This window comes from Sphingomonas sanguinis NBRC 13937, from assembly GCF_001591005.1.
GTDB lineage: Bacteria > Pseudomonadota > Alphaproteobacteria > Sphingomonadales > Sphingomonadaceae > Sphingomonas > Sphingomonas sanguinis.
Genome location: NZ_BCTY01000050.1, coordinates 1 through 26107 on the forward strand (window position 1 = coordinate 1; position 26107 = coordinate 26107).

Sequence of the window (26107 nt, forward strand, 5' to 3'; positions counted from 1 at the left end):
ACCGTTTGGCGTTGGCCGCGGGTCAGTGCACCAAGGCTGTCGAGCCGTCGCGCGATCGTCGAAATGAACCGGCGTTCGCCTCGACAATCGGTGGACACCGGTCGGAAAAGCGGTGCCGCTGCCTGGTGGGTCCGGTGGGTTCGACCGAGGCCCTGGATCGCCGCATCGGCACGCCAGCCCGGCTCGAGGAGATAATGGATACGCCGGGACTGGTTCTTGGCTGAAAGGCTCGCGTGGTACGAGCGACCGGTGCCGCCTGCATCCGAGAATATCAGAATCTTCTTCGCACCACGCATGAAGGCGTCCGTTTCGGCGAGGTTGGTGCGCGCTGAACGGTTCTCAATTCGCTGCCGACCACCGACGTCAACGATGATGCGCCGACTACGGCCGGTGACCTCGGCGACGGCGTCGGGGCCGAAATGACCGATGATATGGTCGAGGGCGGACTCGACGATCGGCAGCGCACCGACCTGCTCGACCAGGGTGTCGCGCATCTCGAGCGCCTCCTGGCTCAACACCGGATGACCCGCTTCGTCGCACATCGGCTCCGACCGGGTCTTGCCGGTGTCATCGACGAAGGTCTTCATCTGACGAACGGGGAAGGCCGCGATTAGATAGTCCATCAGAAACTCGCGGGGTGAGAGTTCGATGTCGAGATTGCCGCGTTCCTGTGAGCCGAGCCCGGCCAGTGCGCGATTGAGCATCGCTTCCGATGTCGAGACAAGTTGGACCACCACACTGTCACCGCGCGCCAGATCGGTGCGCATGGCGGGAATGAGGGCGGGGAGCTTCATGCCGATCAGAAGCTGGCCGAAGAAGCGCTGCTTCGTGGATTCGAAGATCGACAGCGCGGCCGCCTTTGCACCCCCGTTATACGTGTCCTTCGAAAAGCTGTCGGTGACCCGCGTTGCGTCCAGTGCGGCACGAAGATTGGCGTGGATGATCGCCCAGGCATCGGCATAGGCGTCGTATACGGCGATCTGATCGTCGGTGAGCTGATGCTCGAGGATGTCGTACTCCACGCCCGCGAAGCTCAGCGCGCGTGCCGTGTACAGCCCCTGCATCTTGAGGTCGCGCGCCATCAGCTCGAGGGCCGCCATACCGCCGCGCCGCAAGCTTTCAACGAAGGCGCGGCGATCCGCGAAGGCGGTACCTTGACCCCACAGGCCGAGGCGGGTCGCATAGGCAAGATTGTTCACATCGGAGGCACCGGTGGCCGAGACGTAGAGGACTCGCGCGCGTGGAAGGAGGTTCTGCAGCCGCACGCCTGCGATGCCTTGATCCGATCCGTCCTTCGTGCCGAACCGGCCTTCGCCTCCAGCTACACCGGCCATCTCGTGTGCTTCGTCGAAGACGAGCATACCTTCGAAGCTATCACCCGCCCAGTCGAGGATCTGCTGGAGGCGACTGCCCTTATCGCCGCGGCTCGATCGCAGCGTCGCATAGGTGAGAAAGAGGACGCCCTCTCCGGCGCCGATGGCCGTACCGAGCTTCCATTGGTTGAGATGCTGGATGTCGAGTGCGAGTCCTCCCACCGCGGTCCAGTCCCGTCGCGCGTCCTCAAGGAGCGTTTCGGTCTTCGAGATCCAGACGTGCCGGCGATGACCGCGGAGCCAATGATCGAGGATGATAGACGCGACTTGCCGACCCTTTCCCGCCCCGGTTCCATCGGCGAGGAAGAAGCCCGTCCGATACGGGCGACCTTCATCGTCCGGAATCAGGGTCAGGCCTTCCTCGCCGGGATGAAATCGGCCGGGAAGGTCGCGCTGAAAGGCGTCACCAGCGTAGATCAGCGTCTCGAGCTGCGCGTCCGACAGGACCTGGCTTTCGAGAATGGCGACGGGAAGGTTCGGCGCATAATGCGGTTGCGGTGCGGTGATCGACCCCATTGCGATCGATTCCACCAAGGCGGTTGGATGCTGCGCGGCGTCCTCAATCACAATGCGGCTTGGTCGATAGGGAAGGTAGACGCCAGCGGCTTCGCCTACCGGTGCCGGATCGTCGAGCACCGCATAGGAGATGTCCCGCATCACGGCAGAGGGCGTAGGGCGGGCAAGTGGCGTCGCCAGCCGGGGACGAGCCGCAAGAGCACCGAGCAACGACGACGGCCTGGGAACCGGCGATGAAGGCGCCGCGACCCGTGTAGGCGCTGGGAAGGCCACGATATGTCCAAGGGCATCGCTGAGGGTGGAGCAACGGATCAGCTCTGCTTCTCCTGAGCGCCCCTTCTCGAGGACCATGATCTTCACAGCCTGACCCGTACCGTGCTTCGCATAGGCATTGGGGGGCAGCGCAAGATGCAACGTCAGTGCGCAGCCCTCCGTCGCCCTTTTCCAGGCTCGACTTGACGTATCGACCCGTTCGGGGAGAACGGCCGCACACCGTCCGCCAACAGAAAGCCGGGACAATGTCGAGCGGAGATGTCGGAAGGCCGCGAGCGGATCGGCATGGCGCCCCAGGCTCCGCGAAAACGGCGGATTGATCAGGGCCGCAGTGGGCCGGATGACCGGGTCGAGAAAGTCGTGGATCAGCTCGGCGTCATGCGTGATGACGGTCGTGTCGGGAAAAGCGGCGCACAACATCGCAGCGCGGGTCGCGTCGAGTTCGTTGAGGACAAGGCGTGCGCCGGCCCGGTGAGCGAAGGTTGCCAGAAGCCCGGTACCGGCGGAGGGCTCGAGGACGAGATCGTCGGACCCGATGCGCGCGGCAAGGGCCGCCAGAAAGGCCAGCGGCGCGGGCGTTGAGAATTGCTGGAGCTCGATCTGCTCTTCGCTGCGCACACTATGGGTCGGCAGGTTGGACACCAGCCCGTTGAGCTCCGCGAGGCAGTCCGCAGGCCCTGCGGGCAAGTCCGCGGTCGCGAGGTAAAGGACCTGGGCCAGTTCCAGCACGTCATAGGCGTCGCGCAGTGACCAGCGACCGTCGGCTGAGGACGTGCCGTGCGCCTGTTCCATAAGCCACAGCAACGACTCCCGCTTTACCGGGTCTTTCCTGGCGATGATCACGGGGAGCGCCCTGGCGGCCGTGATCGATGGCGCGGCAAACTCCAGCTCGGAAGCATCGAGGAGGCGGGCTGCGGGTAGGTGGCGCATCGAGGTTACTCCGTTCTTCCGTCCGGTGTTCATCACCGGATCGACACGCCGGAGGCGGCCTCCCCTCTTGTCGGCCTGGCGAGAATCGACCGGCGAGCTCGGGTTTGATCGCACACGACCCGTCCCATGCCGCCGCACGGAATCGTCTTGACGCGAATGCCAACTTTACGGAACATAAAGGGAACACACTGAGTCTAGCTGATATGTCCGCCGCCCTTCATCCTGCCGTCCCCGGCATTGACCATTTGCGCAGGATCGCTTCGCCGGCGACCGACTTCAGGGTCATGCCGTTTGGCATCGCGGCGCTCGACGCACGGCTGGGGGGAGGGGGCTTACGGGCGGGGGCGTTGCACGAAGCTACGCCGCGCAGCCCCTCGCTCGCCGATGATGCGGCCGCAACGCTCTTCCTCGCCGGCATCGCCGCGCGGGAAGCGATCGCCACAGGCGGTCTGGTGTTATGGGTGAGCTGCCGCACCGATCTCTACGCGCCGGCGCTGGAGCAAGCGGGGCTGCCGGCCGCAAGCGTGATCTATGCCCAGCCAAGGGACGATACCGCGCTCCTGGCGGTGGTCGAGGACGCGGTGCGTGACGGCACGCCGTGTGCGATCGTCGCCGAGGCGAGCAAGGTTTCAATGGTCGCGACGCGACGCTTGCAGCTCGTCGCGGGTGATGCCGACATACCCATTCTTCTCCTTCGCCGCGCGCGCCGTCTCGGCCAGGAAGTCTTCAACGAGCCGTCCGCAGCCTGGACGCGCTGGCGCATCGGGTCCGTTTCGTCCCAGCGCCTCGCGGTCGCGGGGGTGGGTCGTCCGCGTTGTTCGCTGGAGTGCAGCCGCCAACGTGGTGGCGAGAGCTTCACCATGATCGTGGAGGGCAGCGATGAGACGGGTCGTCTCGCTGTTCCTGCCGACCTTAGCCATCGATCGGCTGAGGCGGCTGGAACGGTCCGCTCTGCAGCAGCCTGAACGGTCTGTCCTCGAGGTGCCGATCGACGACGATCCGGGGGACTGTTCGGTGCCCCGGGGCGGCGGATGGCGTCCGGGCGCCCGGTGGGCGCGGCAAGGGCTGCCGACGCGGGCTGTTGTTGAGGCACAGATCGCAGCGCTTCCAACGCATGCGCGTCCCCCCGTACGCGAACTCGGTCGCCGGTCGGAGGCGGCCAGCCATCCGTTTAAGGCCATGGTGCAGGCTGCTCCGACATCGCCCCATCCCCTCCCATTGCTGGGGCACGCGCCGCTGGCGTTGGTAGGCAAGGTCGGGCGGCGAGAAGACATCGTCGCCGCGTGCGATGGGGCGCGCGCCCTGGGCGTGTATCCGGGCATGGCGGCGACCCACGCACGCGCGCTCGTATCGGACCTCGACGTCCGCCCGGCTGATCCGGAGGCGGATAGCGCGTTGCTCGATCGCCTGGCCTTGCTCGCCGTACGACGCTGGTCGCCGGTCGCAGCGGCGACGCCGAACGACGGGATCTGGATCGATCTTTCCGGTTGCGCGCATCTGCATGGCGGCGAGGAGCTGTTCTGCCGCCGTCTTCATGCCTTCTGCCGACGGGCGGGCTTCTCCGCACGGATCGCGGTCGCCGATACGGGTGGAGCGGCGCATGCCCTGGCAAGATACGGACGCGGCGAGATCATACGGGCACCCTCGGGCGCGACCGCGGATGCATTAGCGCCGCTGCCGGTTGCCGCCTTGCGGCTTGCGCCCTCCGCGCTCCGTGCGTGTCGACGCTTCGGCTTCGATACGATTGCAGATCTCCTGCCCGTGGCTCGGGGACCACTCGCCAGGCGCCTCGGGCTGCCAGCGATCGTTCGGCTCGATCAGGCGTTGGGTGCCGTAGCGGAGCCGATCACGCCCCGCGAGGATGCCGAGGTTCCTGGCGTTGAATGCCGGTTGCTCGAGCCGATCGTTACCGCTGAGGCGATTGAGCAGGTGATGGGCGATCTGCTGCGGGATCTTGCCCGTGTTCTGCAAGCGCGAGGGCTGGGCGCGCGGTCGCTGCGGTTCGCCGGCCTGCGGGTCGATGGATCCGAACAGATCGTCGGCGTGGGGACTTCGCGACCCACGCGAGAAGTTTCCCACTTGCTTCGCCTGCTGAAGCTCAGGATCGAGCGGATCGATCCGGGCTTGGGTTTCGAGCAGTTTCGGCTCGTAGCGCCGCACACCGAACCGCTTGACGCGGTGGATCTGGGCGCCGTGCTGGTCGACGACCGACACAAGCGCGATCCAGCGCGCCTCGTCGACGTGATCGCGGGCCGGATCGGTGCCCAGGCCGTCTACCGCGCAGCCCCACGCGAAAGCCACGTGCCCGAGCGCGCCGTGATCCGATCCGACCCCATCGCTCTGCCGGGCGCATGGCCGGCATGGAAGCGGCCCATCCGGCTCTTTGCTCGACCCGAACCCCTCGGCCGGGTCATCGCGCTGATGCCGGACCAACCTCCGCGCCGCTTCGAATGGCGAGGGCGCGTGCATCGGATCGTCGCCGGCGATGGTCCCGAACGGGTGCATGGCGAATGGTGGCGGCGTGACGCCGAGGTCTGGGCGATCCGTGACTATTACCGGGTCGAGGATGAGGAGGGCGGCCGGTTCTGGGTATTCCGGCGCGGCGACGGCTTCGAGGACAACACCGGCGATCTGTCGTGGTGGATGCATGGGGTCTTTGGATGACCCATTACGTCGAGTTGCAGGTCCTCACGCATTTCTCGCTATTGCGCGGTGCATCGTCTGCCGAGGAATTATTCTCTGCCGCAGCATTGCTCGGATATCCCGCGATCGGGGTAAGCGATATCGGGACCGTGGCCGGCGTGGTCCGGGCCTGGGAGGCGCAGAAAGCGACCGGCGTTCGCCTGATTGCGGGCACCCGGGTCGATCTGTCCTGCGGCCGACGCCTCCTGCTCTATCCGACGGATCGACCAGCTTGGTCGCGGATCACGCGGCTCCTGACGGTCGGCAAGAAGCGGGCAGGGAAGGGCGCATGTCTGCTGCACTGGCATGATCTTGCGCCATGGTCCGACGCCGTCATCGCGATCCTGTTACCGCACGAGGCGGACGAGGAGAACCTTGAGGCGCTGGCCGACCTCAAGGCGGTCTTCGGGCAGCGGGGTTATATGGCGCTGTTCCAGCGGCGTCGGCCAGGTGATGCGGTTCGCATCGACGCGCTCGCGCGACAGGCAGGTGGTGCGGGCATACGCGCGGTCGTCACCGGCGACGTCCTTTATCACGCTCCGGAAGCGCGGCTGCTGCAGGATGTCGTCACCGCCGTCCGAGAGAAGTGCTCCGTCGACGAACTGGGCTATCGACGCGAGGTCAACGCCGATCGCGCGCTCAAATCGCCCGACGAAATGGTACGCAGGTTCCAGGATTATCCGGACGCGTTGCAGGCGAGCGTCGACATCGCCCGGATGTGCACCTTCGACCTCGGCGAACTGGCATATCAATATCCGCACGAGCGGGTCATTGAGGGACTGACTGCACAACAGGCGCTCGAGCAACTCGCGACCGAAGCGGTCGAGGGCATGTTCGACGGAAACGTGCCCAAGTCCTATCGCGACCAGATCGCACACGAGCTGCGGCTGATCGGCGAACTCGGCTATGCGCTTTATTTCCTGACGGTCCATTCGATCGTGCGTGAGGCCCGCCGGCGTGGGATCCTGTGCCAAGGGCGCGGCTCGGCTGCCAATTCGTGCGTCTGCTTCGTGCTCGGGGTCACGTCGATCGATCCGATCAAGCATGAACTGCTCTTCGAACGCTTCGTATCGGGCGAACGGCGCGAGCCCCCCGATATCGACATCGATTTTGAGCATGAACGGCGCGAGGAGATCATCCAGTGGATCTACGAAACCTATGGGCGTGACAGGGCAGCGCTGACCGCGGTCGTCACTCGTTACCGGGCGCGCGGCGCGGTACGCGATGTCGGCAAGGCGATGGGCTTGCCCGAGGATCTCACCTCCTCCTTGGCAGGCCTGGTCTGGGGGTGGTCCGCCGAAGGGGTCGGCGAGAAGCAGGTCGACGAGCTCAACCTCGACATCGGTGATCGCCGGCTGCGTCTCACACTCGATCTTGCGCGCAAGCTGATCGGTGTACCGCGTCACATGAGCCAGCATCCAGGCGGTTTCGTCCTGACCCATGATCGTCTCGACGACCTCGTTCCCATCGAACCAGCGGCGATGGAGGACCGCCAGATCATCGAATGGGACAAGGACGATATCGACAGCCTCAAGTTCATGAAGGTCGACGTGCTTGGGCTCGGCATGCTCGGTTGCATGAACCGCGCCTTTGACATGCTCGAGGCGGACAAGGGCCTGCATGTGGAGCTGAAGGATCTGCAGGACGACGATCCGGGCGTCTACGCCATGATCCAGAAGGCCGATACGCTCGGGACATTCCAGATCGAGAGCCGCGCCCAGATGAGCATGCTGCCGCGCATGAAGCCGCGGCGCTTCTACGATCTGGTCATCCAGGTCGCGATCGTAAGGCCCGGGCCGATCCAGGGCGATATGGTCCATCCCTATCTCCGCCGACGGGAGGGTCTTGAGCGCCCCGAGTATCCACGCCCTGAGCTGCGCGCCGTTCTCGAAAAGACGCTTGGCGTTCCACTCTTTCAGGAACAAGCCATGAAGGTTGCGATCGTCGGCGCCGGGTTCACGCCGGCTGAGGCGGACGCGCTGCGCCGTGCGATGGCGACGTTCAAGTTCACCGGCGGTGTCAGCCATTTCAGCGAGAAACTGGTGGAAGGCATGGTTGCCCGAGGGTATCCACGGGACTTCGCGGAGCGTACCTTTCGTCAGCTCGAGGGCTTCGGTTCCTACGGCTTTCCTGAGAGCCATGCCGCGAGCTTTGCCAAGATCTCCTATGCGTCGTCGTGGATGAAGCATCATCATCCGGACGTTTTTTGCGCCAGCTTGATGAACGCGCAGCCGATGGGCTTTTACGCGCCGGCTCAGATCGTGCGCGACGCGCGCGAGCACGGCGTCGAGGTTCGGCCGCCTTGCGTCAATGCGAGCCGCTGGGACTGTACGCTGGAGCCGACCGGGAGCCGATATCTGGCCGTCCGGCTCGGACTGAGGGTGATCCGCGGTTTGTCCAACGCCGATGGGGCCAAGATCGTCGCAGCTCGGGCAACCGCCTCGTACGACAGCGTGGAGGACGTCTGGCGCCGATCGGGGGCGCAACGCGCCTCGATCGAGAAGCTGGCCGACGGCGACGCCTTCCACGCGTTCGGCGCCGATCGGCGGCAAGGGCTGTGGAAGGTGAGGGGGCTGGGGGAGGCGCCGCTGCCCCTCTTCGCGGCCGCCGATCGTGCGGCTGTTGCCGGCAGCGTCGAGGGTATCGAGCCTGCGGTAGCGCTGCGCCCACTCACCGACGGGCGCGAGGTCATCGAGGACTATCGCAATCTGCAACTGTCGCTTCGCGCGCATCCCCTAAGCTTCGTGCGCGACGAGCTGTCCCGACAAGGCGTGCGCTCTTGTGCCGACCTGAGCACCATCCGTGATGGCCGCCACGTCGAGGTGGCGGGCATCATCCTTGTCCGGCAGAAGCCGGGCAGCGCCAAAGGCGTGCTGTTCATCACCATCGAGGATGAAACCGGCATCGCCAACGGGATCCTGTGGCCGGATCGTTTCGAGGCGCAGCGTCGCACAGTGATGTCGGCGTCGATGGTCGGGTTGAAAGGGCGCGTGCAGCGCGAAGGCGAGGTGATCCACGTGATCTGCGATCGGATCGTCGAGTACGGGGACCTGCTGATGAAGGTCGGCGACATGTCGTTCCCGCCTCGGACCGGTCGCGGAGACGCCGCGCAGCATCCAGGATCTCCCGATCGCGGAGAACCCGGTCATGACGCCGACCGGTGGAAGCCAGAACCGCGCGACTGCTATTGGCCGCCGCATGCCGACGGCAGGGATCCGGAACAGGTCGTGCGCTTCAAGTCGCACGACTTTCATTGATCCGATGGCGAGCTTGCCACGTCACCAGCGAGTCGTGATCGCGCTCTCCGTCCATATCCTCCGCGCGGGCGTCGCGCGCTGTTCGGAAGGACGCGTCGATGGCATCGAGGTACGGCTCGCGTTGCGATGTCTGCTGCCGCATTGTCCGGAGCCCTGGCCGCTGTCGTTATACTGGGATGCTGCGGCACAGGAGAACGAGATCGGCCGGGCACAGGGCGTAACCGCTGCATTCAATGGCATCGTCCGACAGCTGCGCAAGGCGGGCCGATACGATGAGAACGGCTTTTTGTAAGAGCGGCGTCGGCAGCCGGTGCGGAAGGGGATTTTGGACTCGATAGCTCGATGCAGCATACCAGCATGCGATCCAGCGAACCGGGATCTGGTGATAGGATGATCAAAATCGTCCAATTTCGACCATCCTAACACCGGTCCTCGAACCGCGCACGCTGTCGCTCGCCCGAGCCAGGAGTATGATAGGTGCCGCGAAGGCAACGGTGTGGGCGCCTACACAATACAAGGAAGAAGCTTGTGACGCAGCCACCGCTGCGAATGATCGCGCATCGCTTTGGCATTCCGATGGAGGTGCTCGCGTGCGAACCGCTCGGCAGACCGCCGGTAGCGTACGGCGAGGTTCTCGTGCGCATGACGGCAACGCCGATCAATCCATCCGACCTGATCCCCGTTGCCGGTGCCTATGCTGCGCGAACGTCGCTTCCGTTCGTGCCAGGCTATGAGGGGACGGGAACGATCGAAGAGGTCGGCGACAATGTCGATCCCGGGCTAATCGGTCGGCGCGTGTTACCCTTGGGCAGTGCGGGATGCTGGCAGACGTTGAAGGTCCTGCCGGCCGACTGGTGCATCCTGGTGCCGGACGATGTCGACGATGACGAGGCCGCGACCGCCTATATCAATCCCCTGACCGCCCTACTAATGGTGCGTAGGATGGCCCCGCAGCCAGGAGACGCGGTCGGAATCACCGCCGCCGCGTCGGCAATCGGTCGCATCCTGATCCGCATGATCGCATCGACGAGGGCGCACGCGGTTGCCATCGTGCGCTCGCAGTCGGCGGCCGAAAGCCTCCGCTGCGAACCTGCTGAGGTGGTCTGGAGCGATACGCCAATGCCCAGGCTCAATGGAGCCATGGACGCGGTTGGCGGCCGCGCGGGATGCGATCTGGCGGCCGCGGTCGTGCCGGGCGGCCAGATGCTGCATTATGGTTTGCTGTCAGGGAAGCCGCTGGCCGGGACGGGCGCCACCACAGCACAATACTTCAGACTGCGGGATATCGTTCATGCCATATCGAGAGCGCAGCTCGACGAATTGATGTCTGTTGTATTTGACGAGATACGGGTCGGCCGTGCCGCGATCTCGATCGCTGCCCGCTACCCCCTGGCGGAAATCGGTCTTGCGCTCACGCACGATGCCCGTGTCGGACGAAGCGGCAAAATCCTGCTCTGCCCGTGAGAGAGGGACGGGGATGGGGCGGCGAGCGAAGCCGCGCCATCTTCCGACGATGCATCACCCCGCCGTTAATTGCGAGCGACCGCGCAGTGCCGCTCTGCGGCAATCGGTCCCTCGTCCTGCGTCATCGTCGGGCGAATGAGTCTCTAACGCGCTTGGCGCGCCAGGCATCGTTCCAGTCGTTGTGAACATCGGGCACATGTGCAACAAGTTCACGGCGGTGACGGGACAGGTGCTCGCGTGCCTTCTCAAGGAGCCGCGCTGCCGCCGGCCCGCGATCGGCATAGACGATGATCCTGCGCACTTTTTCGGGGATAGCGACGAATGCGAGCCGTTCCACGCCGCCCAGCGCCCAGGTCGGCGTACCGAACCAGTGCATCGCAGACAGTGCGTCCTCAATGCCTTCGGCGAGACCAAGTTCGTCCGTCGCGGGTGCAAGCCTGATGGCGCCGGTACCTAGGAGTCCGAGCGCAACTTTGGGCTTCGGGATTGGCTTGTGAAGGATGTCGACCGGATCAAGGAAGGTCCGCTGCACCGCGATCACGCCCAGGTCACTTTCTACGGCTGCGATCAATGCGGGCATGACCCGCTTGTCGGAGCCAGAGCCAAGCACGGTCTTCGGATTGAACCGTAAGCTTCGCGGATAGGGTCCGGTCAGTCCGCGGGCGCGCAAATACGTCTCGGCCAGCGTTCCGACGACCGGCTTGCTCGCGTGCCACAATCGAACCGCAAGCGCACTCATGTCGCGCCGCGGTTCCTTGGCAGGCATGTCGAGCGGCGCGCGATCATGAAGGCGTTGCCGCTGCAGCGCCTTGAGCACCTCGGCGGTGGTGCACCCGGCGAAGCAGTGGAACAGGATGGCGCTATCGCCAAGCCTGACCGAGAGGCTGGGCGACACATCGTCATGTGCTGGGCATCGGCATTCGCCACGGGTGCCGCGCCATACCCCGCCAAGGCGCTCGACGATCGTCTTTGCGCGGACTTCAGCGTCGAGCGGCAGTCTAGGCATCGGCCGAGCTCCGGCATCGTGCTGGACTGCGATCATTTCCTGACACTCCGGTAACTTCGAACCGCAGGGTCATCGTCGCCCTCGCCTCTGGACGGCGAGCGAAGAGCCAAAGACTGAAAGGAACTGATCTCGTGCGCGCGCGGCGTCGCCGCATGAACGCCCTTGGGCGGCTAGCTAACCGTAACGTCCTGTGAAGAGGTCGCCGAGCGCGCGGCGTCGAAAGGCGTTCCACCACCGACGGCGACGATGTTCTGGCGCATCGTGGATCATGTGGCAGCGCGGACAGAGGGCGGCGAGGTTTCGCCAACGCGGACCGCTGAAACTCGGATCGTGATTGAGATGCGCTGTGGCCAGGTAGACCGGTCTGCGCGTGATGCAGATCGCGTCTAGAGCAACAAAAGCGGGAGGCCGTCGCAACACGCGGCCGCGTCCATCCCGCCAGGAACGCCCGTCTGCGTCCCACCAGACCCCTTTCGCATCCTTGAGCTGAGCAACGTGTCGGCCATGCGGCCGTCCGCAATGTTCGCAACGACCACTTGCACGTTCGAAGCGTACGATCCGGCTGATCTCGGGCCAGTCGATCGGATAAAGCCAGCGATGTTCCGGACGGATCGGCATGCGACGATTCTGAATCATGCGCACCGAGAACGAAAGGAGAAAATGCGGCGAATGATCTGCCGATCCCGGCATACCGAGTTTGAAAGGGCGTGACGACCGCCAGCCGATCGCTTGGCCAGAGCCTCACACCTGTTCGCCGGTACTTTTGGCCAGAACCGAAAAGGTGTCGGCGATGAGCTCTGTTCGGTAGCCTGTATCATTGGTGTCGCCATGCTGCCCCTCGCGCACGCGTCCTGTGATATGGACAAGATCACCGACGCCGGCAACCTCCAGTTGGTTGGTCAGGTTCGAGAAACACACGACGCTATTCCATAGGGTATCCTGCTTCCATTCGTCGCCATCACGTCGGTTGTAATTTGCTGCAACGTTCACGAACGTGACCTTTTCTCGCCTGTTGATCTTGCCGACACGCCCGATGATGCGGAATTCAGCGATATTCTGGGGCATGATGCTCTTCTCCAGTGACTCACTCAATTGAACAGGCGGGGTCGCGCGATCAGTCGCTCTTTGTCAGCGCGCGCGGCTGGAAATGGTATTTCGTGACGTTCTGAGGTGTTGCGTAGGTCTCGTACGCCGCCAGCCAGTCGCGACTGATGGCTCGTTGCGCGGTTGCTAGCGGAAGCCGGTGCTCGCACACGAGCCGCCACAGAACGAAGGCGAGTGCATTCTTGTCATCCGCATTCGCTTGTCCGCGGCGCGGTTGAAGCCAGAGATTGCCGGCATCGAATGGTGCGCCGCCTAGAGAAATCGGAATGAGGTGATCAAGCTCATAGTCGGCCAATCGTCCGTCTGGATATTGCGCCTGCATCATCCGCCGCTTCAGGGGACCGGTGACACCGTAGGAGGGGCGCATCGATCGGGAATATCCCGGTCGACAGATCGTCCTCCCAATGTTCCCTTGCGTGATGCGAGCGTCGATCGAGCCTCTCACATCGGGCGGCGGCAATCGTCCATCGATACCCAGCGGAAGCGGCGGACGCAGGATCGTCGACGCGAGACTCTGGACAGCCTCGCAAAACGGCTCATCGCATCGGGCGTTTCCCGAAAACGGCGCGCCAATCGCATGGCTCAAACCGCCGTGCCACCATGCAAGTACGGCAAGCACCCCTGCACCGACGATCAGCGCCAGCCACCTCATCGCCCGCCTTTGGGACCGCAGGTGCAGGTGAAAATCTGAATGGATCCGTGTCGAGACATAGTCCACGTTTACCACAGGACGTTATTGGACGCCAAGTCAGGTTTGTCAGTGTGCTGCCATTCGTTCGGTCCGGAATCCCCACAGGCTCTTTGCAAGATCGAGTTCGTCGCGCTTTGCCTTGCCGATCATTCCCGTGAAATATGCGCCTGGCGTCAGCCGAATTTCCGACCGCGAATGGCGTTCGGCGGTAATCATGATCGCCACCGCTGCGGCATCCGGCCCAAGCTTTTCCAAGGCGTCCACATAGACCCCGATGCGGATCCCGAGATCGTTGCGCAGCCGAGAGGCGGCCCGATGAATATCGGACCACGCGGGTCTGCTGTTGCCGACGTACATCGCGGTGGTCGGGAACATCTCCATCAACTCTGCTGGACGAGCGTTGAAGCGACTGTTCGACGGTGACGCCGAGAGGTCGGCTGGAGGTGGAGCGGAACCGATTGGATCAGAACTACAAGCTCGCTCAGCCCGTACATCTTTGATGGGGTGAGGGCTGGTTTGTATATGTATGAAGGGCTCATTTTTTGACCCTGACCCATCATTATCTTCAGGAAACATACATTCGTCGATGGTCGTGGCAACGAGTTGCTCGACGTGCGGCAAACGGCTGAGTGCAGCCCGATAGAGATCACTGTCACGCACGGAACGCGCCTGCGCTGCAGCTTCAGCCACGCTATCGATGGCTTCCTGGAGGGCAAACCACCGCGGGCCCGTCAACCGCATATCGGCTGCTTGCGCGAGTGCCTGACCAACAATCCGGCTAACGCGGGCAATCTCCTGCCGACCCTCCTTGAAGAGCCGAGATTGTGCCGAATAGGCATCGGCGCGCTCGCGAAGCTCCTCGAAGCGGATGCGAAGCGGCGAGAGGTCGACACCAAAGGCGGTTGAGATTGCACCCGTATGATCACGGCGGCCTGTGCGCCGTCCATGAGCGCTGTCGCGCGCGAGGATCAGTCCGAGCGCTCTGAGCTGCCGGAGACGGGCTTTGATCGCACTGACCGTCTTGCCGGCGTCCTCAGCGAGCGTGAGGTTGCTTGGCCAGGCGATCGGCGTGCGCCCTTCCTTCCAATCATCGGCATGGGTGTAGCTGATGAGGTGTTCGAGCGTCTGTAGCGCACCGATCCCAACGCCTAGCGCCGCTGCTGAGCGCTTGACGACGGCGAACACCGCTTTCCGGTCGACCGTCGTCGGCGCATCGACAATCCTAGTCTCGAGCGCGCGTGCGATCTGGCGGGAGAAGGCCGTGATCGGTCGGGCTCCCGTTCCCCCCGTAAAGGCATTCTGGGTATAGGTCATCGTTCGTCCCCTCGTTCGAGGGGCCGTCAGCAGGCAAAACAGAGGCGTGGCGCGAAGCGCGCTCCCTTGAACCGAGGCTCGGAAACCGGTACGTGGAAGATCTCTGAGTGACCGGTCAGCGTTTGGCGACGCTGCCACGTTGCGATTTCTGGGTGCCCGGCCTTCGTGCCGGGCATTCGTTTATGTGCTCACGGCCACCCTTTCTGTTCGGTCTCACGCTGGCCGCCGAGCGGCCGCGGAGAACATTAAGGGACGATGCCAGCCCAATCAGGGGTTCGGAAGCGGGCACGACTCGTGCTTTCGCGGACCGAAGCGAGAAAAAGTTCGTGCTTTGACGGACCGACGCGGAGTCCGTTCGTGCTTTGACGGACGTCCATTCGTGTTTTGGAGGACGCTACTTCGTGCTTTGACGGACGAAAGTTCGTGCTTTGAGGGACGCTCGTTTGGGTTCTCGCGGACCGGTCCGCGAATCAGTCGCGAATCGCGTCGCTGGTCGTCTGCTCGGCCGACAGAAGGGCCTTTTTCGGCGTCAACGTGACCAGGGAAGGGGCCGCGACCCTGCGTTTCGGGGCGTCCACTGCAGGAGCATCTGCTTCGTTGAGCAAAACCCGGTAGTCAGGAATCGAGTCCAGGTCCGCGATGCCACGCAGAACGTGGCGAAAATGCTTCAGCGTGTTCTGATAGCCAAGCTGAAGGCGCAAATCGTTCAATCCGATCTGCACGGGACCATCGATACAGGTGGAGCGCGCGACTTCGTAAAGTCGTCGTTCGACTGGACCGAGCTGGAAATAGTCCGGCGAATATTCGAGGACCCGGCGATCGCGCAGGATCGCACGGTATAGCCAGTCACAAAGGCGGACTTTCACGCCCTTGAGACGTGGTTCACCGGTCCGTGTCTTCGTATATTGGAGTTGCGCCTCGGACAGCCACGAGAAGAAGCCCGTCTGGCCTTCGCCACCGGCTTCGATGTTCGTCTTGATCTGCGTACCCTGAAGCCGTCCTAACGCATCAGAGAGGCGTGTATAGGAGCGTGCAGAACCGCTGACCCCCGTCACTCGGAAGAGGTCGTGGGCCGTAAAGTAGAACTCCTGGGCCACGCGCTCGCCTGCATCCATCTTCGAGACAAGCAAGCTCGCGATATACAGTAGGATCTCCTTGTCATAGATTGTGGCAACACCGCTGGGACCAGGGCCGATCTCTATGGAAACACTGTCAGTCTTATAGACTAAGGAGCGCTTCAGCGCAGTCTTCGACAGCGAAAAGAAGGGATAGGCCATGAGTGAGTGCTCACCGCGAACCTCGGTGAGGAGCGGACTGTCGAGGACGAAGAGGTCGCCCTGCGTGGGAGAGGTGCCCGTCATGCCGCCCAATCCCGGGTCCGCAAAAGCACGAAAGCCCGCTCGCGAAGGTCCGCGAAAACACGAAGGGCGGGAGTGCCACCGAGGGAAAACGCTCGGAACAGCGCACTATCGGAGTGAAGTTCGTGTTTTTGCGGACCGACCGCGCGCCCGATGCTGGGAGCCACGCGGAGGGTCGTTTCGACATGGAGTTCGCGCAGATTCATACGAGCCGCTGTAACAGGTTGGCGCCGCAGTTCACAGTCGTTGCTCGGGCAGGTCGCGCGTTCCTGCTACTGCTGCAAGCGCCATAGGGTCTCCTAAGTGGCTCACTAACGCGTCTCTCATCGCCGGCTATCCGGTCGCGCGGGACGATGCGATCTGGAGATCGAGCCACTCCTCTGCGGCATTCCTCAGCCGTGGAAGCATCGACACGTTCGCTCGGCGCCGATCTGCCGGGTCGGGGATGCGCTCTATATAGCCGACCGCTTCAAGCTGCTCGATATGCCTGAGCGCAGTGGTCATTGACGCCCCGCTGAGGGAGCAGAGTTGCGACACCGCGATGTCACGGTGCTCGCCCTGCGCTACATAGAGCTCAAGGATCATATCCCAGCTGGGATCGAGGAAGCGCGCCCCGGAAAAGCAGCGGGTGCGTCGACGGCGCCCGGCCAAAATCGCCTTAGCTTCGCCAAGGCGCAGGTCCGCGATCGTGCCCCCGGCAGCGGCGGCAGATAGCAGGCTTTCCTCGACGGCCTTACGCGGAAGACGGACGATGACGTCGATCAGTTCGTCGCCCGCTGATGCTGAAGCCATGATCGTCGCGATCCATTTTTCAGATAGGGCGCAGCATCACGCGGCAATCGCATCGTTCCCAGCGCAAGCGCGCCAAGCGCGAGATAGGCGTAGATACCGAGACCTGTGTGATAGGCGAAGAGTGGAATGCCGGGCAGTAACGCTCCGCACAGGCTCATAAACAGGCCGCCCAGCGCGAAGCCGGCTGCCCAGATCGGCCAGAAACGGATAGTCGTCACACCTAACCAAAAGAAGCCGCAGGCGACTCCCAGGTCCACAACCAACGTTGGAAAGTGCCCGGGATCCCAAGCGACCTTGGTAGAATAAACGCGCAGACCGGTCGTGAGAGCGAAGCCCGCCAAGTTTATTAAAACACCCAGTCGCTCAGGCCTCCCGCCGCGTACGAGAGCGAACAGAAGAACCACTGCCATTATCGCATTGAACAGTAAGGCGAGTAGAACTTCCACTTTCATACGCGGGTTCGCTTCAGGCAGTGGCCACTTCGACCGGTGATTCGATTTCGGCGTTCATCGGCGGCTTTGGGAGATTTTCTCCCCAGCTCGTCTCGTTCAGGCCGAGATGACGGCCGACCCGCTCCGTGAAGGGGTGAGCCCGCATCGCCATCTGATCCTGACCTTCGACCAGAGCAGCGAGCGCAGCTACCGTCGCTTTGACGGTTCGCTGCGCCATCGCCGGCGAGAGCCGATGAACCTCCGTCGCATCGAGCGTCGTCAAGAGGAACTGGGCGGTGTCGCGCGCCGCCAGGTTGATCGATCGCTCCGCCTTGCGAAGTTCATCCGCCACGATGCGACCAGTATTCTCGAGTGCCTGCATTACGTCTCCTTGGGCGCCGCAGCGCCGCTACCGTACCTTGAGGCCGAGCAGGAACGTCAGCGTCAGCATCACCATACCCGCGACGGTCAGGCCGATTGGAGTGAGGATCGCAATGATCGCACTCCAGATCGCCGCCTGCTTCCAGGTGAGCATGTTCGCTGCCGCCCCTGCGGTCGGCAACGGCGGTGGGAGAGGAAAGACGTGCTCATCGCTAGGTAGGACGATTGCAGGGGGCAAAGCCTCTACCCCTGCATCGTGCTCCGCGACGATCCGGGCGGCGTCGATCCGGCTCGTGGTGCCCAGCAAATTGTTAGCCTTCAACAATTGCTTATCGACAGCGCGGGGACTTGCCCCGGTTAACATCGCGATCTCCTTCGAACTTCGATGCTGGTAAACGAGACGGAGGTAGGAGAGCTGCCGTTCGCTCAATTGGTCGACAGGCGATGGTCGGTCAGAGCGCGCGGGGCTATCCGTGGCGGTTTCGCTGGCATCTGTCTTGTCGTATCCAGCGGGTGATATTTCCATGTGTCGACCCTGCAGGATGGAGCGATTCGCCGCCAGAAGTTCCGTAATCCATGTTGGGACGCGTCGTTCCAGCAGAACAGCCGGCCCGCGGGAAACGAACGGTAGCGAACCGATCCCGCGAAACTGTCATTCAGCAAACAGGCGGACGTAGCGGCGGGCAGATTGGCTCCCTTGAGATCGGGTGGTTGTCACGGTCGCAGTGCGGTACAGGCCGTCGGCTTTGCCTAGCGTCGCCGTACCCGCGGTCAGGCCGATCTGGCAGCAAGGGAGGAGAAGCGGCGCCGCCTTCCAAGTACAAGGCGTTAACGACTACCCGGTACAGGTTGTCGCCGGCTCCCGTACGGGACACGCGTGACCACTGGTACTTGTATCCGGCATGGCGAGCGCGTACATGGAGCGGGCAGGGAGACCTGCAAAGCGACTTATTCCGGCCCCGTGTTGGATGAGCGCTGTGGCTACCCAGGGTCTCAAACCCTGGTTGCCGGCCACCATTCTCCCTGACACGTTTCTGAGCCGCCCTTCGGGGCGGCTCTTTTCGTATCAGAGCAGATCGATCCCGTACTTTTCACGCAAGCCCTGCGCGTTCATCTCACCATCCACGATCCAGCGCCGCGCATAGGCCACGACATCGGCAAGCTGAAGCAGCCGGGAGGCCCCGGAATCAAGGCGGACGACCCGATTGACGCCTCTGAAGCGACCGTCGTCCTTGCGCGCCCGCTCCATCTCGGCATCAAAATCAGGGTGATCGTTATGCTGATTGACGTCGGTGATGACATCGACGTTGCCGACGCTGTCGCGCCCGAGCACTGAACGAAACCGCTTCATGCCGATCTTCACCGTCTCGACGACCGCTTGTGCATAGACGACCGGCGGGGCCCCCTGCCGCCCCTGAAAATGTTGGTTGATCATCACCACCCGATCGAGGTCGGCGCCAGCACGCAGGCGATCGAGCAGTCCTTGAAGATAGCCGTTCGCCATTTTCACGGCATGGACCTCGTTTGCATCCGCCGGCAGCAGGTCGCTGAACGCCTTGTCGAGACGCCCGGCTTCCCGAGCGAGGACGAAAAGCGCGCCGAGCTGAAAGGGGCCGCTGCCGGCGGTCCCGGACTCGTCGATGAAGCACAGCACCTTCTTGTTCAGGCCCTTCGTCACTCAGGCCTCCGCATCCGCCGGAGCCGCCGCTGGTCGGCGGCGCCGCATGCCAGGGCGGGCGACGGCCTGCCGCTTGGCACGCGCTTCTTCGGCTGCCTCACGGAAGTCCGGCTCGATCTCGGCCAGCTTGTCGACCAGTCCCTGAAGATCATATTCGTTCGAGATCTTGCCACGGTGCGACGCACGGCGTTCGATCCGGCGCACGAAGCCCGCCTCCTCCAGTTCCGCGATGTAGCGCTGCACCTGGCGCTCGCTGAGGTTGAGGCGCAGTGCAAGATCGGCCTTCTTCGGAAAGGGCTTACGGCCGGCATCCCACCAGAAATCGGCGAGCTGGATCAAAACGGCAAGCTGGGTCGGGTTGAGCCCGAGACGTCGCTGCGCGCGAAGCAGCAGCGAAGGCAACATGCAGAACCCGAGCGCGATCACCTTTGCGCCCCATTTATTGGCGGCCGCACCCGACTTTCGAGGCGCTTTCGCCGCGGATGCCGCTTCCAGCTGGCCATCTTCGCTTTCGATCTTGTCACTCATCCGATGTCTCCGTAGGCTCGCAGATGAGCGCTTGATAGGCCGAAGACAAGACTGACCGACCGGACACCTCTGCCTGGTCGGGAGGAGACAGATGCATCTCCTCGGACGAGGCAGAGGTGTCCGGTCTGAATAAGGACGCAAGTAACCCGATTAACCCGTAAACCGATTAAGCGAGATAAACGGGTACCAGACAAAGACGTCCGGTCGATTATCTTAAAGCGCAGCGGCGGCCGAGCGACCCGCCCTGACTGGACGGACGCAGAGCGTGCCCTCAAACCGGATCGGATCTCGGATCGCCACGTTGCGCGATCTTCAGAGGAACTTGTCGCCGGCGTGGTCGCGAAACGCTTCGTGATCGCGGACATAGCCGCTGACCGTCTCGATCGACCGGTGGCGGCTGTGGTCCTTCATCTTGAAAAGGTTCGCGCCTTGGCGTCCCGCCTCGGTGAGGAACCCAGCGCGCAGCGAATGGCCTGAGAACAGTTCGGGGTCGTAGCCCGCGGCGGCCGCGCGCGCTTTGACCACCAGTGCGACGCCGCGATCGCTCATCGGCTTTTCGGTCAGGCGCCCTTGTGGGGTCAATTTCCGGAACAGGAAGCCATCCGTGATCGGCGCCGCCGATATCCAGGCTTTATATAAGGCGACTGGTGCGATACGCCGGCGATCGGGAATGACCACGTCGGCGCCCCGTCCAAGCTGGTCGCCCTTGGCATGCGGCACATGGATGCGCAGACCCTCGGCCAGCTCGGTCACCTGCGAAAAACGGATCGCCACCAGCTCGGAGCGGCGGAACGCCCCGCCCATGCCAACTGCGAGCAGTGCCCTGTCGCGCAAGCTGCGGACGCTGTCGCCATCGATTGCGCGCAGCATGTCACGCAGGATATCGCCGTCAGCAGCGCGTTTCTTCGCGACCGGCTGGTCGCGCTTATCGGCACGCACGCCGCGCATCGCGCGCTCCAAGATGTTGGCGTTCACCTGATCGGTCGGCGGCGGGTGCCCCGCCGCGCGGTGGGCGAAGATGATCGCGGCGAGCCGTCGGCCGATGGTCGAGCGCGCGCGGCCCTGATCGGCGAGATCGGTCAGGAAGGCCGCAACGGTGACTGGCGTCGCTGGAAGGGTGACCAGCGCTCGCGCCGCGCACCATTGTTCGAAAATCGCCCAGTCTGACCGGTACGCACGTAGCGTCGCCGACGACGACGCACGCTCCATGTAGCGGGCGATCCGCTCCTGGTCATCGATGCCAAGCCCGGCGAGCGGCAGGTTCGCCTGTGCGACATTCACCAGGCTCTGGCGATCATCTAGCTGCGAGTGATCGTCGGCTATCGGCTCATCGTCGTCTATCGTCATCAGCCGAAGATCCCGCCAGCCCGCCATTCGCCGATGCGGGCAATCGCTTCGTCGGCGTAGGGGCGGGGGAGACCATCGTCCGGATCGCGCCAACCGGGATAAAGCTCGACGCTACCGCCACTTACACGCGCCAAGGCGATCGAGCCGCCGATATCGCTTCCTGCGTCCGCCGCGATCACCGCCTTGATCGCCCGCGCCGGCACATACTCGATGCTGCCGCCAAAACCCCCGTCGATGGCCGCACTGATCTCCGGTTTATGACTTCCCAGAAGATGGAAGCTCCCCGGCTGAGAAAGGTCAATCTCGCGCGGACCATAGAGGCGTCCGGCCTCATCACATCCGAATTTGAAGACCTGCACCGGCGGGTTGCCCGTGCGGTGCGGGGTTTGACCAACCACGAATGCCTCGAAGCGCCGCTCCGTTTCGCCGGCGTAGCGCGCGCCGATACGGCCGATCATGTCGGCAATGTCGCTGATCGTCGGAAATTTCTCGAACGCAGGGCCGTGCATCGCCTTCAGATACGAGGTCGCCAGCTGATACGTCGCGCTCGCTGGTTGAGTGTCACCAGCCCAGGCGAAGGCGATTTCGGAGTGGTAGGTTGGCGTCATGCCGGGACCGCCATCCTCGTGCTCCTGGAAGAACCGCAGCGTGATCGGGAGAATCTTCATCGCGGCGTCGGTCGTCGGGATGCGGCCATGCTCGGTCGGCATGCTGATCCGGCTATCGGCGGCCAGCCAGATGTCGCCCTCGTGGATCCACGGCTCGACCGGAAACTCCGGCGGCTCGCCCTCCCATGCTTCAATCAAGCTTCCTCGATCCATCAGCTCGCGCCGCCGCCAAACTACCACACTCGTCATGGCCGCGACCGTACCCGAAGCTGTAGGTTTTCCCGAATCAGTGGACGACGTCGCGCTCTGGAGCGTGCACCTTTAAGGGCAGACTTGAACCTGAAAGAGTGGATGTTCCGCGGCTAACGCGCAGCTGGATCTATGCAGGTTGCGCTAGCAGGTTACCTAGGTCGTATCTGCTGATGCTCGGCGCAATCGAGCACACGACGGCAGGCCAGCCCTCGACCTCCGCTCAATCACCGAAATCATCGTCATCAACCGACCCTGGCTTTGCAGATACTGAGCTCATAGGCATCAGTCTCTTTCGGCTCAGCCCAGCAGCGTGCAGTGTCGACCGGTTCCGCATCCAAGCGTCATTGACTAAGTCCTGCCACTGAATGACCTCTATCTGCCCACTATAAGCGCCGCGCAGAGGCCTAATGCGACCTTGGCCGTTCGCAGTCGTGTCCCAACTCGATAGCTGCTGTGTCAAGTCCCCCACAATGTCAGCAACAACATAACAATAGAAGATGCAATCCTTGGCTATCCTGACGCGTGAGCGTCCGAACGACTCAATTTCTCCGCCCTGCATTTGGGCTAAATACCTTGTGATCTGTTGCTCTATCTGGTCCTTGGCACCGCTATAGTTTCGCCGACCGGGTTTCTTGAATTCGACCACCATAACCCGGCGAAGCGGCTCCGATAGGTCAACCGCATCGGGCTGGTCAGGATCAGTGGAGCTCAGACCGTAAGCCAAGTCCCATAGGAATAGATCTGGCCGATCGGCCGTACCGCCTTCAACCAGTACTTCATCAAGGCGCTTGTCAGAGGAGAACGCGCGCGTGAAGGCGAGCCGCTCATCGACGATCCAGAGCTCGTGCGCCCGGCTCTTCAGCTCAGTCACGTCATCGCCACGAACGTTCATCGGGCAAATGAAGGAGTGAAGGGTCCGTTCCAGGTGATAGTCGTCGGCACTGCCATCGCGACTTCTGATCCTAGTGATGAGCTTTTCGAGTAGCTCCAGAGCAAGCTTGCGGCGCACGACGTGCTGCGCGAGGGCTAGCTGCTCCGAAGCCTGAATTTCGCGAGCTGCATCCGAGACGGTCTGGCCGAAACTGAAGGGGACGGTTCCGGCGTCAAGCACATCAATGAGCCTTTGCAGCGCATCCTGTCGCTCCTCGTCCCGCCGGATCTGAAACTTAACGAGAAAAGAAGCGAACTCCTCTGGCGTCGCCGCATGAAGCGGCACTCGGCCGAGCTGTGTATCGTCATCGTCAAAACCGTAAGTGGGGTAGCGTTCGACGAAGGACTCGTACCGCTCCCTCCGCGTTTCGAAGTAGCGCCGCACCTGGTCTGGGATCATCTGCGATCGAACGGCATCCATACATTGCCGGCTGATCTGCTTGAGCGTTCGCTCCGTAAGGTTGAAGGCTGTTCGCCCCTCATTGACCCGTAGATCGAGGTACTCGCCCGAAACGCAGCCATGGAAGGCGAGGTCCTGTTCGCCATCACGCTCCAGACGCTCGACGCCAAGCAAGTTGTCAACCTTTCGGCTCTCGACGGTACGTCCATTGGCCAGAAGGTGCAGCTGATGAAGGCCCTCCAAACCCGTGCTCGCCTCAGGCTTGCAAAAGAAGCCGGTGATTTGGAGCTCGCCGAACTCGTCGCTCAAGATCGTTGCCTGCATCGGCTCGCCAACGACGAGGTCAGAAACCGCTTTCGGGTATTCTGTCACCTCACCGTCCACATCGACGAGGATCGTCGGACCACCACCTAGCAAAAAGTCCGCAATGAAGTGCGCGCTGAAGTAGCGCATGAAGGTGTCGGCTCGTTTGGGGAAGGGGTCAGCATACTCTCTCGTACGGAGACCGCGGAACTGCACCCTTGTGCCGTGGTGCCCGGCCGAGTCCGGCTTATCTTCGTACGTCGGCACAACTTGCTCGGCATTATTGAGGACGAACTCGAACGACCGCCGCTTGAACTCTGTGGCGTCGCGATACCCACTTTCGATAGTGATCCCGTCGAAGGCGTCTAACCAGAACAGGCGCCCCACGCCCTTGCCGCCTTTGCTCCGCTTAAAATCTGTATCGATGGTACAGAATGCTCCGTACCGCTCCTGATCGAGCCCGATCCCGTCATCAGCGACCTCAATGGTGATCTTCGCCGGGTCGCTTAGATGCGAAACGGATATGTCGATGCGTCCTTCGGACACGCGATCGTCAAACTCATCCTCGATCGCGAACATGGCATTGCTCACGGCCTCAAATAGCGGCTGCAGGCTCTGCGTAGCGTTCGAGGGCTTGGGTAGCTTTCGGACGCGGTTCTCGATGTTAGGCGTGAGCGCCGGCAATGGTCCTGTCTCCCCAACGGATCGGCCGCTTATATCTCAGGCAGCGATCGCGGCGAGCCTGTCCTTGCGCCATAGCGAACGCGTCTGCTGACCCAGTAGGTTGAGCATACCGTACCCAAAAGCACGAACTTGCGACTACACCGTCCGCGGTCGCACGTTGGTGATGGTAATGCCAACGTCCGCGCTCGCCAGAGGTCCGTCTGTCGTAAACATCTCAGCTTGCAAGTCGATCGCCAAGGCAAGACATGCCCGCTCGCCGAGGGACAGGCCGAGCGCCATCGTCGCTGGCCGAAGGTCGCCTACTATGAGCGCCTGGGCAGGAGTAAGCGGCCGGACATCGAGGTGCAGCCCGCCAAGCGCCTCACGCACGTCGTCAAGTGGCAGTCCTCGGACCCGTAGCTTGGAAATGACCTCTGCGAGGTTGGTTGTTCCAATGATGCTGCGAGTCAGGACATCGACTACCCGATCCGCCCCGGGTTCATCATTCAGAAGGCAGAGCAGGGCGGAGGCGTCGAGTACGACTTTGCTACTCACGCTCCGCCTCACGCCGACGCTCCGCGATCAGCTCGCCAGCCAAACCGACGCCTTCGGGCACATACCTACGCAGGATCGCGCGAGCACGCTCAAGTGCCTTAGGTACGGAACGTACCCGCAGCTCGCCATCGTCCACATCGACGAGAACGGTGTCACCCGTGGTGATCCCGAGCTCACGGCGCATTGCCGCCGGGATCACGAGCTTACCACCGTCCACGATCTTGACCCTCTGTGCTTCCATCTGCACCAAACCCGCTGCTCTTACCCGCCCAACGGCCTTATACCGGAGAGCAAAGTCGGACACCAGCGTGGAGGCAGGGATCGATGCACGGCCGATCACCAATATAGCGTTCATCGATGATGGAGCAGCTACTTAGACCCGGCTCGCTTAGCTAGGCTACGTAGGACCGGTAGTTGCCGATCTGAGCCGACTGCTGCGTGACTGGCTCACAAGGGTATACCCAAGAAGGCCGGGCTGAAGTGACGAGCAAATGGCAGGCATCGAGATGAAGGCGGCGCGGGTTTACCTGCGTGTGAGCACGGACGAGCAGGACCTGACACGTCAGGAGAGCATCGTGGCGGGCGCGCGGGCGGCAGGCTTCTACATTGCGGCGGTCTACCGGGAAAAGGCATCAGGCGCGCGGCCCGACCGATCCGAGCTGCTGCGCATGGTGGCGGACCTGCAGCCGGGCGAGGTGGTGGTGGCCGAGAAGATCGACCGCATCAGCCGCCTGCCTCTGCCGGAGGCAGAGCTTCTGGTGGAGACGATCCGGGGCAGAGGGGCGCAGTTGGCGGTGCCGGGCATCGTGGACCTGTCTGACTTAGTAGCCGACAGCGCCGGCGTGGCGCGAATCGTGCTCGAGGCGGTGCAGGACATGCTGTTGCGCGTCGCGCTGCAGACGGCTCGGGATGACTATGAGACCCGGCGCGAGCGGCAGCGCGAGGGCATCGAAGTTGCGAAGAGGGCGGGGCGTTACACCGGCCGCAAGCCGGATCTCGCCCACCATCGACGCATCGTAGGTCTGCGCGAGGCGGGCATGAGCATCGCGAAAACCGCGGAGCTTGCCGGATGCAGCATCGCGCAGGTCAAGCGGGTGACGGCCCTGGACAGAGCGAAAGGTGCCGGAACGACTTCTGCACCTGCTGCTGATCCCAAGTGATTCAGTTCGGCGTCTGACGCGCTTCGATGCAGGGTTATGACACCTATAAACCCGCGGAAAAGCGAAGGCGGGGGGCAGTGTCACAACCGGACGGCTCCGACACCGTCCCGA

At 63.1% G+C, this 26107-nt stretch carries 24 protein-coding genes; 6 read left to right on the top strand and 18 right to left on the bottom strand.

Annotated features, from left to right (window positions below; translation table 11 throughout):
* Positions 1-3092, bottom strand: a 3092-nt coding sequence (locus SSA01S_RS15720; protein WP_061781138.1) for a strawberry notch-like NTP hydrolase domain-containing protein, incomplete at its 3' end; no start/stop codon positions are given.
* Between the two features lie 203 nt (positions 3093-3295).
* On the opposite strand from SSA01S_RS15720, the gene SSA01S_RS15725 reads away from it, so the two are divergent.
* The 5 genes from SSA01S_RS15725 (at position 3296) to SSA01S_RS15745 (ending at position 10495) form a co-directional block, all read left to right on the top strand.
* Positions 3296-4057: an ImuA family protein gene (locus tag SSA01S_RS15725; RefSeq protein WP_174521628.1), complete on the top strand. Its 762-nt coding sequence runs from the start codon at positions 3296-3298 to the stop codon at positions 4055-4057.
* A complete protein-coding gene (locus SSA01S_RS15730) occupies positions 3972-5756 on the top strand; it encodes a Y-family DNA polymerase (RefSeq protein WP_244304971.1) in 1785 nt (594 codons plus the stop codon). The genes SSA01S_RS15725 and SSA01S_RS15730 overlap by 86 nt, the downstream gene beginning before the upstream one ends.
* A complete protein-coding gene (locus SSA01S_RS15735; RefSeq protein WP_061781134.1) occupies positions 5753-9031 on the top strand; it encodes an error-prone DNA polymerase in 3279 nt (1092 codons plus the stop codon). Before SSA01S_RS15730 ends, SSA01S_RS15735 begins: the two co-directional genes overlap by 4 nt.
* A gap of 34 nt (positions 9032-9065) precedes the next feature.
* Complete coding sequence (locus SSA01S_RS15740) at positions 9066-9323, top strand: hypothetical protein (protein WP_241768967.1); 258 nt, start codon at positions 9066-9068, stop codon at positions 9321-9323.
* A gap of 236 nt (positions 9324-9559) precedes the next feature.
* Positions 9560-10495: a zinc-dependent alcohol dehydrogenase family protein gene (locus SSA01S_RS15745; RefSeq protein ID WP_156477861.1), complete on the top strand. Its 936-nt coding sequence runs from the start codon at positions 9560-9562 to the stop codon at positions 10493-10495.
* 121 nt (positions 10496-10616) lie between these two features.
* Here the strand turns inward: SSA01S_RS15745 and SSA01S_RS15750 are convergent, their stop codons facing one another.
* From SSA01S_RS15750 to SSA01S_RS15830, 17 genes are all read right to left on the bottom strand, one after another.
* The gene (locus SSA01S_RS15750; RefSeq protein ID WP_240456351.1) at positions 10617-11537 is read right to left on the bottom strand and encodes a DUF7146 domain-containing protein; all 921 of its coding nucleotides are present in this window, start codon (positions 11535-11537) and stop codon (positions 10617-10619) included.
* Between the two features lie 138 nt (positions 11538-11675).
* Positions 11676-12191 carry a hypothetical protein gene (locus tag SSA01S_RS19250; protein ID WP_240456352.1) on the bottom strand — a complete coding sequence of 172 codons (516 nt, stop codon included), beginning with the start codon at positions 12189-12191 and terminating at the stop codon, positions 11676-11678.
* A gap of 51 nt (positions 12192-12242) precedes the next feature.
* Positions 12243-12566, bottom strand: a complete 324-nt coding sequence (locus SSA01S_RS15755; RefSeq protein ID WP_043061535.1) for a single-stranded DNA-binding protein — start codon at positions 12564-12566, stop codon at positions 12243-12245.
* 49 nt (positions 12567-12615) lie between these two features.
* A complete protein-coding gene (locus tag SSA01S_RS15760; RefSeq protein WP_240456353.1) occupies positions 12616-13257 on the bottom strand; it encodes a hypothetical protein in 642 nt (213 codons plus the stop codon).
* 105 nt (positions 13258-13362) lie between these two features.
* Complete coding sequence (gene repC, locus SSA01S_RS19255; RefSeq protein WP_082795140.1) at positions 13363-14610, bottom strand: plasmid replication protein RepC; 1248 nt, start codon at positions 14608-14610, stop codon at positions 13363-13365.
* 470 nt (positions 14611-15080) lie between these two features.
* Positions 15081-15971, bottom strand: coding sequence for a replication initiator protein A (locus SSA01S_RS15780; protein ID WP_043061531.1), 891 nt, complete (start codon positions 15969-15971; stop codon positions 15081-15083).
* Between the two features lie 330 nt (positions 15972-16301).
* Positions 16302-16760, bottom strand: a complete 459-nt coding sequence (locus SSA01S_RS15785; RefSeq protein WP_061781136.1) for a MarR family winged helix-turn-helix transcriptional regulator — start codon at positions 16758-16760, stop codon at positions 16302-16304.
* Positions 16730-17101 carry a hypothetical protein gene (locus SSA01S_RS19260; RefSeq protein ID WP_240456354.1) on the bottom strand — a complete coding sequence of 124 codons (372 nt, stop codon included), beginning with the start codon at positions 17099-17101 and terminating at the stop codon, positions 16730-16732. Before SSA01S_RS19260 ends, SSA01S_RS15785 begins: the two co-directional genes overlap by 31 nt.
* Positions 17102-17225: 124 nt before the next feature.
* A complete protein-coding gene (locus tag SSA01S_RS15790; protein WP_043061526.1) occupies positions 17226-17573 on the bottom strand; it encodes a hypothetical protein in 348 nt (115 codons plus the stop codon).
* Between the two features lie 27 nt (positions 17574-17600).
* Entirely contained in the window at positions 17601-17894 is a 294-nt protein-coding gene (locus SSA01S_RS20265) for an RNA polymerase subunit sigma-70 (protein ID WP_244885696.1), read from the bottom strand.
* 744 nt (positions 17895-18638) lie between these two features.
* Positions 18639-19250 carry a DUF3800 domain-containing protein gene (locus tag SSA01S_RS15800; RefSeq protein ID WP_043061525.1) on the bottom strand — a complete coding sequence of 204 codons (612 nt, stop codon included), beginning with the start codon at positions 19248-19250 and terminating at the stop codon, positions 18639-18641.
* Positions 19251-19778, bottom strand: a complete 528-nt coding sequence (locus tag SSA01S_RS15805; protein WP_043061524.1) for a helix-turn-helix domain-containing protein — start codon at positions 19776-19778, stop codon at positions 19251-19253.
* Positions 19779-20090: 312 nt separating this feature from the next.
* Complete coding sequence (locus tag SSA01S_RS15810) at positions 20091-21125, bottom strand: site-specific integrase (RefSeq protein ID WP_082049422.1); 1035 nt, start codon at positions 21123-21125, stop codon at positions 20091-20093.
* Positions 21125-21931, bottom strand: coding sequence for a hypothetical protein (locus SSA01S_RS15815; RefSeq protein ID WP_131588980.1), 807 nt, complete (start codon positions 21929-21931; stop codon positions 21125-21127). Before SSA01S_RS15815 ends, SSA01S_RS15810 begins: the two co-directional genes overlap by 1 nt.
* Positions 21932-22205: 274 nt before the next feature.
* Positions 22206-24209 carry an ATP-binding protein gene (locus tag SSA01S_RS15820; protein WP_167348931.1) on the bottom strand — a complete coding sequence of 668 codons (2004 nt, stop codon included), beginning with the start codon at positions 24207-24209 and terminating at the stop codon, positions 22206-22208.
* Positions 24210-24437: 228 nt separating this feature from the next.
* Positions 24438-24848 carry a type II toxin-antitoxin system VapC family toxin gene (locus SSA01S_RS20235; protein ID WP_353653269.1) on the bottom strand — a complete coding sequence of 137 codons (411 nt, stop codon included), beginning with the start codon at positions 24846-24848 and terminating at the stop codon, positions 24438-24440.
* Positions 24829-25191, bottom strand: coding sequence for an AbrB/MazE/SpoVT family DNA-binding domain-containing protein (locus SSA01S_RS15830; protein WP_240456355.1), 363 nt, complete (start codon positions 25189-25191; stop codon positions 24829-24831). The genes SSA01S_RS20235 and SSA01S_RS15830 overlap by 20 nt, the downstream gene beginning before the upstream one ends.
* A 151-nt stretch (positions 25192-25342) precedes the next feature.
* Between SSA01S_RS15830 and SSA01S_RS15835 the strand changes: the two genes are divergently transcribed.
* Positions 25343-25996, top strand: a complete 654-nt coding sequence (locus SSA01S_RS15835; RefSeq protein ID WP_007406279.1) for a recombinase family protein — start codon at positions 25343-25345, stop codon at positions 25994-25996.
* Positions 25997-26107: the final 111 nt, after the last annotated feature.

Excerpts from the sequence above, each read along its gene's own strand:
- SSA01S_RS15785 (WP_061781136.1), bottom strand. The coding sequence starts at position 16,760 with ATGGCTTCAGCATCAGCGGGCGACGAACTGATCGACGTCATCGTCCGT.
- SSA01S_RS15790 (WP_043061526.1), bottom strand. The coding sequence starts at position 17,573 with ATGCAGGCACTCGAGAATACTGGTCGCATCGTGGCGGATGAACTTCGC.
- SSA01S_RS15810 (WP_082049422.1), bottom strand. The coding sequence starts at position 21,125 with ATGACGATAGACGACGATGAGCCGATAGCCGACGATCACTCGCAGCTA.
- SSA01S_RS15830 (WP_240456355.1), bottom strand. The coding sequence starts at position 25,191 with ATGAACGCTATATTGGTGATCGGCCGTGCATCGATCCCTGCCTCCACG.
- SSA01S_RS15755 (WP_043061535.1), bottom strand. The coding sequence starts at position 12,566 with ATGCCCCAGAATATCGCTGAATTCCGCATCATCGGGCGTGTCGGCAAG.
- SSA01S_RS15750 (WP_240456351.1), bottom strand. The coding sequence starts at position 11,537 with ATGATCGCAGTCCAGCACGATGCCGGAGCTCGGCCGATGCCTAGACTG.
- SSA01S_RS15735 (WP_061781134.1), top strand. The coding sequence starts at position 5,753 with ATGACCCATTACGTCGAGTTGCAGGTCCTCACGCATTTCTCGCTATTG.
- SSA01S_RS15835 (WP_007406279.1), top strand. The coding sequence starts at position 25,343 with ATGAAGGCGGCGCGGGTTTACCTGCGTGTGAGCACGGACGAGCAGGAC.
- SSA01S_RS15805 (WP_043061524.1), bottom strand. The coding sequence starts at position 19,778 with ATGAGTGACAAGATCGAAAGCGAAGATGGCCAGCTGGAAGCGGCATCC.
- SSA01S_RS15780 (WP_043061531.1), bottom strand. The coding sequence starts at position 15,971 with ATGACGGGCACCTCTCCCACGCAGGGCGACCTCTTCGTCCTCGACAGT.
- SSA01S_RS15730 (WP_244304971.1), top strand. The coding sequence starts at position 3,972 with ATGAGACGGGTCGTCTCGCTGTTCCTGCCGACCTTAGCCATCGATCGG.
- SSA01S_RS15760 (WP_240456353.1), bottom strand. The coding sequence starts at position 13,257 with ATGAGGTGGCTGGCGCTGATCGTCGGTGCAGGGGTGCTTGCCGTACTT.
- repC (WP_082795140.1), bottom strand. The coding sequence starts at position 14,610 with ATGACCTATACCCAGAATGCCTTTACGGGGGGAACGGGAGCCCGACCG.
- SSA01S_RS15725 (WP_174521628.1), top strand. The coding sequence starts at position 3,296 with ATGTCCGCCGCCCTTCATCCTGCCGTCCCCGGCATTGACCATTTGCGC.
- SSA01S_RS19250 (WP_240456352.1), bottom strand. The coding sequence starts at position 12,191 with ATGCCGGGATCGGCAGATCATTCGCCGCATTTTCTCCTTTCGTTCTCG.